Annotated in this window: 7 protein-coding genes; 3 read left to right on the forward strand and 4 right to left on the reverse strand. The window is 74.2% G+C overall.

The features are described 5' to 3' along the window. Positions 1-103: 103 nt before the first annotated feature. From ACFW1A_RS34915 to ACFW1A_RS34925, 3 genes are all read right to left on the reverse strand, one after another. Entirely contained in the window at positions 104-1,195 is a 1,092-nt protein-coding gene (locus tag ACFW1A_RS34915) for an ABC transporter substrate-binding protein (RefSeq protein ID WP_380416416.1), read from the reverse strand. Positions 1,196-1,352: 157 nt separating this feature from the next. Continuing rightward, complete coding sequence (locus ACFW1A_RS34920; RefSeq protein ID WP_380416418.1) at positions 1,353-2,300, reverse strand: ABC transporter permease; 948 nt, start codon at positions 2,298-2,300, stop codon at positions 1,353-1,355. Positions 2,301-2,416: 116 nt separating this feature from the next. After that, a complete protein-coding gene (locus ACFW1A_RS34925; protein ID WP_380416420.1) occupies positions 2,417-3,277 on the reverse strand; it encodes an ABC transporter ATP-binding protein in 861 nt (286 codons plus the stop codon). A 366-nt stretch (positions 3,278-3,643) separates the two neighbouring features. Between ACFW1A_RS34925 and ACFW1A_RS34930 the strand changes: the two genes are divergently transcribed. The 3 genes from ACFW1A_RS34930 (at position 3,644) to ACFW1A_RS34940 (ending at position 7,424) form a co-directional block, all read left to right on the forward strand. Beyond that, the gene (locus tag ACFW1A_RS34930) at positions 3,644-5,299 is read left to right on the forward strand and encodes an ATP-binding protein (RefSeq protein WP_380416422.1); all 1,656 of its coding nucleotides are present in this window, start codon (positions 3,644-3,646) and stop codon (positions 5,297-5,299) included. Beyond that, entirely contained in the window at positions 5,296-6,009 is a 714-nt protein-coding gene (locus ACFW1A_RS34935; RefSeq protein ID WP_380416425.1) for a response regulator, read from the forward strand. Before ACFW1A_RS34930 ends, ACFW1A_RS34935 begins: the two co-directional genes overlap by 4 nt. 170 nt (positions 6,010-6,179) lie before the next feature. Further along, entirely contained in the window at positions 6,180-7,424 is a 1,245-nt protein-coding gene (locus tag ACFW1A_RS34940) for a lipase family protein (protein WP_380416427.1), read from the forward strand. 1 nt (position 7,425) lies between these two features. Here ACFW1A_RS34940 and ACFW1A_RS34945 read toward each other — a convergent pair whose 3' ends face one another. After that, positions 7,426-8,328 carry a sucrase ferredoxin gene (locus tag ACFW1A_RS34945; protein WP_380416429.1) on the reverse strand — a complete coding sequence of 301 codons (903 nt, stop codon included), beginning with the start codon at positions 8,326-8,328 and terminating at the stop codon, positions 7,426-7,428. Positions 8,329-8,538 lie beyond the last annotated feature (210 nt).

The raw sequence follows: 8,538 nt of genomic DNA on the forward strand, positions 1-8,538 counted from the left end.
CAGTTCGGGCGGCCCCCTCCGGAGCGGGCGGGACGCTACGGAGGATGCCCGTGTGCGCGGAGGGGCGCGCACCCGGGCATCCGGCTGGACGGAGCTCCGTCGCTCAGCCGTTGGCGTCGGCCGGCGTGGTGCTCGTGGTGTAGCCCTCGGTCTTGTTGGCGGCGAGGGCGAACTCGTTGGTGAAGGTGGTCCCCAGGTTCACCGAGTCGGTCTTCACGCCGACCAGCTTCTCGGTGGCCAGCACCGTCTTCGGGCCGTTCGCCGGCATGATGCCGTCCGGCAGGAACTGGCCCTTGTCCTGGGCCAGCGCCGCGATGTAGTCGTCCTTGGAGACGTTGCCCTTGGTGACGAAGGCCGGCGGCAGCGCGTTGGCGATGTCGGCGGCGCTGTGCGTGGCGATCCAGTGCATGGTGTCGACCAGCGCGTTGACCACCTTCTGGGCGGCCTCCTTGTGACCGTTGACCCAGGAGGTCTGGGCCAGCACGCCGGCCGAGGGCCACAGGCCGCCCATCGCCTGCTGGGCGCCGGCGGTGGTGGCCAGGTCGATGGCGGAGTAGCCCACGTTCTTCTTCTGAATGGCCGTCACCGTCGGCTGGGTGGTCATCACGCAGGCGGTCTTGCCGTTCTGCAGCGCGGCGATCGCCGTGGCCCCGGCGCCGACCCCGATCCGGGTGTACTGATCGGTCTTCAGGTTGTTCTGCGCGGCCAGGAACTGGGTGAGGGTGTCGGTGCCCGAGCCCAGGTCGGTGACGCCCACGGTCTTGCCGGCGAAGTCCGCGGGCGAGTGGACCCCGCTGCTGGTGGTGCACATCTCGCGCTCGCCGGGCGCACCGGAGAGGTTGACGATGTCCTCCACCGCCTTGCCCTTCACCTGGAAGTCGATGGTGTGCACGTACCAGGCGCCGGCCATGTCGACCTGGCCGGAGGCCATCGCGTCCTCCGCCCCGGCGCCGCCGTCGGTCTCGGTGCTGAGCACCACGTTGACGCCGTACTTCTTGTAGAAGCCCAGCTGCTCGGCCAGTTGGTACGGCAGGTAGATCTGCTTGTCGATGCCGCCGACCATGAGCTTCACGGTCGGCACGCCGCCCTCTGCGGAGCTGCCGGAACCGCCGGAGCCGGAGCAGGCGGTGAGACCGAGGGCGGCGCTGAGCACGACGGCGCCGGCCAGCGAGCGGGTGAGGGTTCGCTTGAACATGGCAGCCACGTTCCTTTCGAGGGTCCGCGGCAGAGGGGGAGGCCGCGGCGGGTGGGGGAGGGGGAAGCAGGGTGGGGGAGGAGGGAAGCAGGGTGGGGAGAGCGACGGAGGAGCGGGCCCGGACCAGCCAGGTCCAGCCCGGATCCGCCCGGCGGTCCTAGATCGCCGCGCTCTCCGACGGAGCCGGCGGGCGCCAGGAGAGCAGCCGCCGCTCCAGCTTGGTGATCAGCCACTCCGCGGTCACCGCGATCACCGCGATCACGAACATCGTGGCGAACACCCCGTTGGGGTCGAAGCTGTTCTGGGCGGTCTTGATCACCAGGCCCAGGCCGCTCTGCGCCCCGAGCACCTCGCCGACCAGCGCACCCACGACGGCGAAGCCGAAGGCGGTGTGCAGGCTGGCGATGATCCAGGTGAGCGCCGAGGGCACCACCACGTGCCGGACGATCTGCAGCGGCTTGGCGCCCAGTACCCGGGCGTTGTCCAGGATGTTGCGGTCCACCTCCCGCACGCCCTGGAAGGCGTTGAAGAAGACCACGAAGAACACCAGCACCGCGGCCAGCAGCACCTTGGGCGTCTCGCCGATGCCGAACGCGACCACGAAGATCGAGCCGAGCACGATGCGCGGAATGGCGTTCACGATCTTGATGTACGGACCCAGCACGTCGGCCAGGAAGCGGTTCTGACCCAGCGCCACCCCGAAGACCACGCCGGTCAGCGAACCGAGCACGAAGCCGAACAGCGCCTCCCGCAGGGTGGTACCGATCTGGGTCCAGTAGGAGCCGAACTCGGTGGCCTGGCTGCCCTGGGAGAAGTACTCGCCGAGCCGTTGGGCGATCCCGCTGGGCTGTCCGAAGAAGAACGGGTCCAGCCAGCCCAGCGTGGTGACCAGTTGCCAGCCCCCGATGAACACGGCGGCCACCCCGAGCCGCGCCGCCAGCACCAGCAGCTTGCGCCGCCGCAGCGCCCGCACGCCCGCGCCGGCCGCACCCGCTGCGTCGCCGGCAGACCTCGCTGCACGCCCCGAGCCCTTCGAGCCCACCGAGCCCTTCGAGCCCACCGAGCCCTTCGAGCCCGCCGACCCCGCCGGGCCCACCGAGTCCATCGGGCCCACCGAGTCCACGGGGCTCGTCGCCCCCGTCGACCCCGTCGACCCCGTCGCCCCCGTCGACCCCGCCGAGTCCGCCGACCCCGTCGTCATGCCCACTGTGCCGTTCGTCCTCATCGCTGCTCTCCCGTCGTACGTGCGTAGGCGCGCTGGACTTCCTCGCTCAGCGACTCCCAGATCTGGTGGTGGAGTTCGAGGAACCGCGGCTCGAACCGGATGGTCTGCACCGAGCCGCGCGGCCGCGGCAGGTCGATCTCGTGGACCGCCTTCACCGAGCCCGGTCCGGAGGTCATCACCACCACCCGGTCGGCCAGGGCGACGGCCTCCTCCAGGTCGTGGGTGATGAAGACGACCGCCGGCCGCAACTGCTCCCACAGGGTCAGCAGCTCGTTCTGCATGATCGCCTTGGTCTGCACGTCCAACGCCCCGAACGGCTCGTCCATCAGCAGGATCGACGGCTCGTTGATCAGCGCGGCAGCCATCGCCACCCGCTTGCGCATGCCGCCGGAGAGCTGGTGCGGGTGGTGGTCCTCGAACCCGGCCAGTCCCACCCGGCGCAGCCAGTCCCGGGCGGCCGCGTGCGCCTGCTTCTTGCCGACGCCGCGGAACACCGGTCCCATCGCCACGTTGCCCAGCACGGTCTTCCACGGCAGCAGCGCGTCCGCCTGGAACATGAAGCTGATGCCCTCGGTGATCCCGTCCACCTCGCGTCCGCCGACCCGCACCGATCCCTCGCTGGGCCGGTCCAGCCCGGAGACCAGGCTCAGGGTGGTCGACTTGCCGCACCCGGTGGGCCCGACCACGGCGCAGAACTGCCCGGGCTCGACGGAGAAGGTCACGTCGCGGGTCGCCGTGAACGCCTCGCCACCGGGGGTGAGGAACCGCTTGGTCACGCCGGACAGCTCGATCCGGGCGCCCGCCCGATCGCCGCGGGCGGCCGCCGGGCCGGTCACGACTTCGTCTCGCACAGCCATCGAATCCGTCTCCTTGTCTTCCCCGGTCGTGCTGCCCGGGCTTCGAGGAAGTCCGGCGCCGGGCGCCGGGCCCCGCTCTGGTCGGTGCGTGTTCGCCGCCGTCACCCCCGTTCTGTTTCAGGGATGTTGCGCGGTGACGAGAAGGTAGGACCGGCCGGGCGGCGGGCGGGAGTCTTGCGAGCGTTGCGCGGCTTCCCCGCGTTGCCGCGGGTTCTGCTCGTTCTGCGCACGGCCGCGGGGGTGGGCAAGGCCCGCTCGCGGCAGGCACAATCGCCGCCATGCGGAGGCAACCGGCCACCGTGCCGAGGGGGCGGCGACGACACAGACCGGCGGCACGGCGCCAGCAGCGGGACGGAGGTGGGCACCATGGCCCCGAGGAACGGCGCGGCGGTCCGCGGGCGCGGCCGCAAGCTCTCGGCCCGGATCCTGCGCAGCCAGCTGGTCATCCTGGCGATCACCAGCGTGATCGGCTTCGTGCTGCTGGCCTTCGCCCAGCGCGACCAGCTCGACCACGACTCCGAGCAGCGTGCCCTGGCCATCGCCCACGTCACGGCCGCCGACCCGCAGATCCAGCAGGCGATGGAGAGCGGGGTGGACGGCGGCATCGTGCAGGCCGCCGCCGGCCGGATCCAGACCGCCTCGCGCGCCTCCTACGTGGTGGTGATCGACCTCGACGCGGTCCGGCACTCGCACCCGTTGCCCGAGCTGGTCGGCCGGCGGGTGGAGGAGTCGGTGACGGTCTGGCACGGGCAGGAGGTGCTCGGCAGCGACCACGGCGCCACCGGCGGCTCCGCCAACGCCAAGGTCCCGCTGTACGGGCCGAGCGGCGCCCTGGTCGGCGAGGTCTCGGTGGGCATCCCGGAGAAGGACGTGCTCGGCCAGCTCCGGCACGAGCTGTCCACCTTCGCCGAGTACGCCGCCGTCGCCCTGGCGGTCGGCTGCGTGGCCTCCTACGTGCTGGCCCGTCGGCTCAAGCGGACCACCTTCGGACTGGAGCTGGAGGAGATCGTCGGCCTGCTGCAGGACCGCGAGGCGATGCTGCACGGGATCAAGGAGGGCGTGATCGCCTTCGACCCGCGGGGCAGGGTGAGCGTGGTCAACGACGAGGCCCGCCGCCTGCTGGGTCTGGGCACGGCCCTCGGCGCCCGGATCGACGAACTGCTCCCCGAGGGCCGACTGCGCCGCGCGCTGGACGGCACTCTGGCGGGCGTCGACCTGACCGTGCTGACCGACAGCCACTGCCTCGCGGTGAACCGGATGCCGGTCGTGCTGCAGGGCCGGGCGCTGGGCGCCGTGGTCACCGTCCGGGACCGCACCGAACTGGTCGGCCTGCTGCGCGAGCTGGATTCGGTGCGCGGCCTGACCGATGCCCTGCGCGCCCAGCAGCACGAGTTCGCCAACCGGATGCACACCATGGCCGGCCTGCTCGAACTCGGCGAGCACGACGCCGCCCTGGAGTACGCCGTCGAGCTCAGCCGCGCCGAGTCGGCTCCCGCCGAGGCGATCCGCGACCGGATCGCCAACCCGCTGATGGTCGGCCTGGTCGTGGCCAAGACCACGGTCGCCGCCGAGCGCGGCGTGCGGATCGTGCTGGAGCCGGACTCCCGGCTCGGCGAACGCCCCGGCCACCTGCACCGCCTGCTCACCGTCACCGGCAACCTGCTGGACAACGCCGTCGAGGCCACCCGGGGCCGCCCCGGGGCGGAGGTGCGGCTCGGCCTGGTGGAGACGGCGCGGGCGATCACCCTGACGGTGGCCGACACCGGCCCGGGCATCCCGCCCGGCGCCGCCGAGAAGATCTTCGAGGACGGCTGGTCCACCAGCCCCGACCGCGGCACCGCCCGGCGCGGCCTCGGGCTGGCCCTGGTGCACCGCCTGGTGCAGCGGCACGGCGGCTCGATCACCGTCAGCCAGGGCCCCGGCGCCGTCTTCACCGTCCGCCTCCCGCTCCCCGACCACGATCCGGCACCACCGGGCGCGGCCCGCTCCGCCGCCCCCGGCGTCCTGGAGGGCGCCCTGTGATCAGAACCCTGGTGGTGGACGACGACTTCCGGGTCAGTGCCATCCACGCCGCCTACGTCAGCAAGGTCCCCGGCTTCGAGGTGGCCGGCCAACGCACCAGCGTGGCCACCGCGGTCGAGGCGGTGCACGAGCTCCGCCCCGACCTGCTGCTGCTCGACGTCTACCTGCCCGACGGCAGCGGGCTCGACGTGCTGCGCCGGCTGACCGCCGACACCTCCGCCGACACCCCCGGCGGGCGCCCCGACGCACTGGTGATCACCGCCGCCCGCGACCTGGCGACCGTGCGCACCGCGATGCAGCTCGGCGCCACCGGCTACCTGGTCAAGCCGTTCGGCTTCGCGGTGCTGGCCGAGCGCCTGGACGGCTACCGGGAGCTGCGCGAGCGGCTGGCCGCGCTGGACGCGGACGGCGAGAACGGGCAGGCCGAGGTGGATGCGCTGTTCAGCGCGGTGCGCCCGGTCTCGCTGCCCCAGGTGCCGGCCAAGGGGCACTCGGCGCCCACCCTGGCCGTGGTCCTGGCCGCCCTGCGGGCCGACGCCGCCGACCTGTCGGCCAGTCAGGTGGCCGAGCGCACCGGCGTCTCACGGGCCACCGCCCAGCGCTACCTCTCCTACCTGGTCCGCGAGGGCCTGGTCCGGCTCGAACTGCGCTACGGCACCACCGGCCGCCCCGAGCACCGCTACCGCCCGGCCGCGCGCGCGTCCCGCTGAGCCTGCCGACCTCCGCCCCGGCGCCCGCCGCGTGCCCCGACGCGCCCGCCGCGTGCCCCGACCCTCCGGAGGGAGGAGACGCCCCCGAGAGCTGACCCAGGGTCGGCTCCGGGGCCGGATCAGGGCGGATCCCGGATGGTCGGCGGCCGCCGCGCGCCCAGCATGGGAGCATGCGAACCGACGCCAAGACCACCACCGGCCGCCGACTCGCGGCCCTCGGCGCGCTCACCGCGCTCACCGTCACGGCCGCCGCCACCCCCGCCCTGGCCGCCGACCGCGGACCGGACCCGGACCACGACGCCCGGCGCGGCGGCATCGTCTCGGTCCAGCCGATCGACCACCTCTCGCCCGACGAGGCCGCCCGACGGATCGCCGACCGCGGCTACCCGCGCCCCGCCCCGCGCTACGGCGTGGACGACTACCGGGTGCTGTACCGCACCGTCGACCCGCAGGGCCGGCCCACCACCGCCAGCGGCCTGGTCAGCCTGCCCGACCGCGACCGCCGCACCCTCAGCACCGTCGTCTACGAGCACGGCACCACCGCCGCCAGGAGCCAGGCCCCCTCCGCCGCCGGCACCGACCAGGCGGACGCGGTGCTGTTCGCCGCGGCCGGCTACGCCACCGCGGCCCCCGACTACCTGGGCCTGGGCAGCGGCCCGGGCCCGCACCCCTACGCCGACACCGCCTCCGAGACCACCGCCTCGCTCGACCTGCTGCGCGCCACCCGCACGCTGGCCGCCCGGCACGGCCACCGCCTGGAGCGCGGCGTCCAGGTCACCGGCTTCTCCCAGGGCGGCCCCGCCGCGATGGCGCTGGGCCGGGCCCTCCAGGAGGGTGCCGACCCGCACTTCGCCCTGGTCTCACTGGCCCCGATCAGCGGCCCGTACGACGCCCAGCACGCCGAGGCGCCCGCCGGACTGGTCGACGCCACCCTGCGCGGCCGCGACACCAGCTACTACTTCGGCTACTGGCTGACCGCGATGAACCGCCTGTACCACCTCTACGACAGCCCGTCCGAGCTCTTCCAGGCCCCCTACGACCAGCAGGTCGAGGCGCTCTACGACGGCACCCACACCGACGCGGAGATCTTCGCCGCGCTGCCCGACGACCCGCACCGCCTGCTCACCCCGCACGCCGTCGACTGGGCGCTGCACCCCACCGGCGCCCTGCTGCGCGCCTTCCGGGACAACGACGGCACCTGCACCGCCTGGGTGCCCGAGGTGCCGGTGCAGCTCTTCGCCGCCGACGGGGACAAGGACGTCGCCTACGCCAACTCCGAGCACTGCGCCCGGGACCTGCGCGCGCACGGCGTCAAGGTCACCCTGACCGACGTGGGCCCGGTGGAGCACTCGCCGTCCCGTCAGGCCGCCCTGCCGCAGGTGGCCGCGCTCTTCGCCGAGCGCCTGCCCGCCTGACTCAGCGGGCCGCCACCGAGCGCACCACCATCCGCACCGGGGAGGCCGGTGCCTTGCCGCAGCTCTCCGGACGCGGCGGCTCGCTGGGCAGCGCGCCCACCTCGACCTGCCAACCGCGCCCGTCCTGATGGGTCACCAGGCAGCGCCAACCACCGCCGTCCAGCTCCTGCTGGGCGACCGTCAGCGCCTCGGCGGCGAGCTCCCCGGTCAGTTCGCGTACCGCGTGTTCGGCCGCCTGCCCGGGCCGGTCCCAGCAGGAGCGCCCGCGGGAGAACTCCGGCACCGTCTGCCCGGCGGCCGTGGCGGCCAGCACCTCCTTGGCCCCCGCCTCGGTCAGCCGCCCGTAGGCGTAGCCGTACGGCAGCACCAGCATGGTGGGGGAGAACCGGTGGCCGCCCAGGTGGGTGACCTCCCAGACCTCGCTGTGCCCGGCCGCCGCCAACTCCGCGGCCAGCGGGCGTCCGAGCAGCGCGCAGCAGCGGTCCCGACGCCCGTTGGTGCACACCAGGGCCAGCGGGCCGCCGGTGTGCGCGGTGCCGAAACCGGTGTGGTCGCCGGCACCGAGCGCCGCGAAGTCCAGCCCCAGTAGCTCGGCCGGCCGGTCCGTCTCGCCCCGCCGCACCCAGCCGCGCCCCGGCACGGTGTGCGCCAGCAGCACCTGGTGACGGGCCGTCGGCCGGTCGTCCGCGTGCCGCCCCGGACGGCGGATCAGCGCCACCTTCACCCCGGAGCCGGCGCAGGCGGCGTCCAGCGCCCGACCCAGCTCGGGGTCGAAGTGGCTCTCGGTCAGCGCCTTGGCGCCCCAGGGCCCGGCCTGCTCGATCAGCAGCCAGGTCAGCGCGCCGGCCGCGGTGGCGGCCAGCGGCTCGTGCAACTCGTTCGACAGACTCGTACAGGTGGTCATCGCGGCCACCCTACCGCCGGCGGACGGCGGGGCGGCCGCACCCGGCCCCGGGCCCGGGCGACCGCAGCCCGCGGCCGGGCGGCGGCCCCGGCGGCCCCGGCCGCCCCCCCCCCGGGCGCCGCCCCCCCGCCCGCAGGCCGCCGGGGGCACCCCGGCGAACGCGGTGGCCCCCCGGGTGCCCCCACCGACCCCGCGCGGATCGCGCACCGG

Source organism: Kitasatospora sp. NPDC058965, from assembly GCF_042741245.1.
Taxonomy (GTDB): domain Bacteria; phylum Actinomycetota; class Actinomycetes; order Streptomycetales; family Streptomycetaceae; genus Kitasatospora.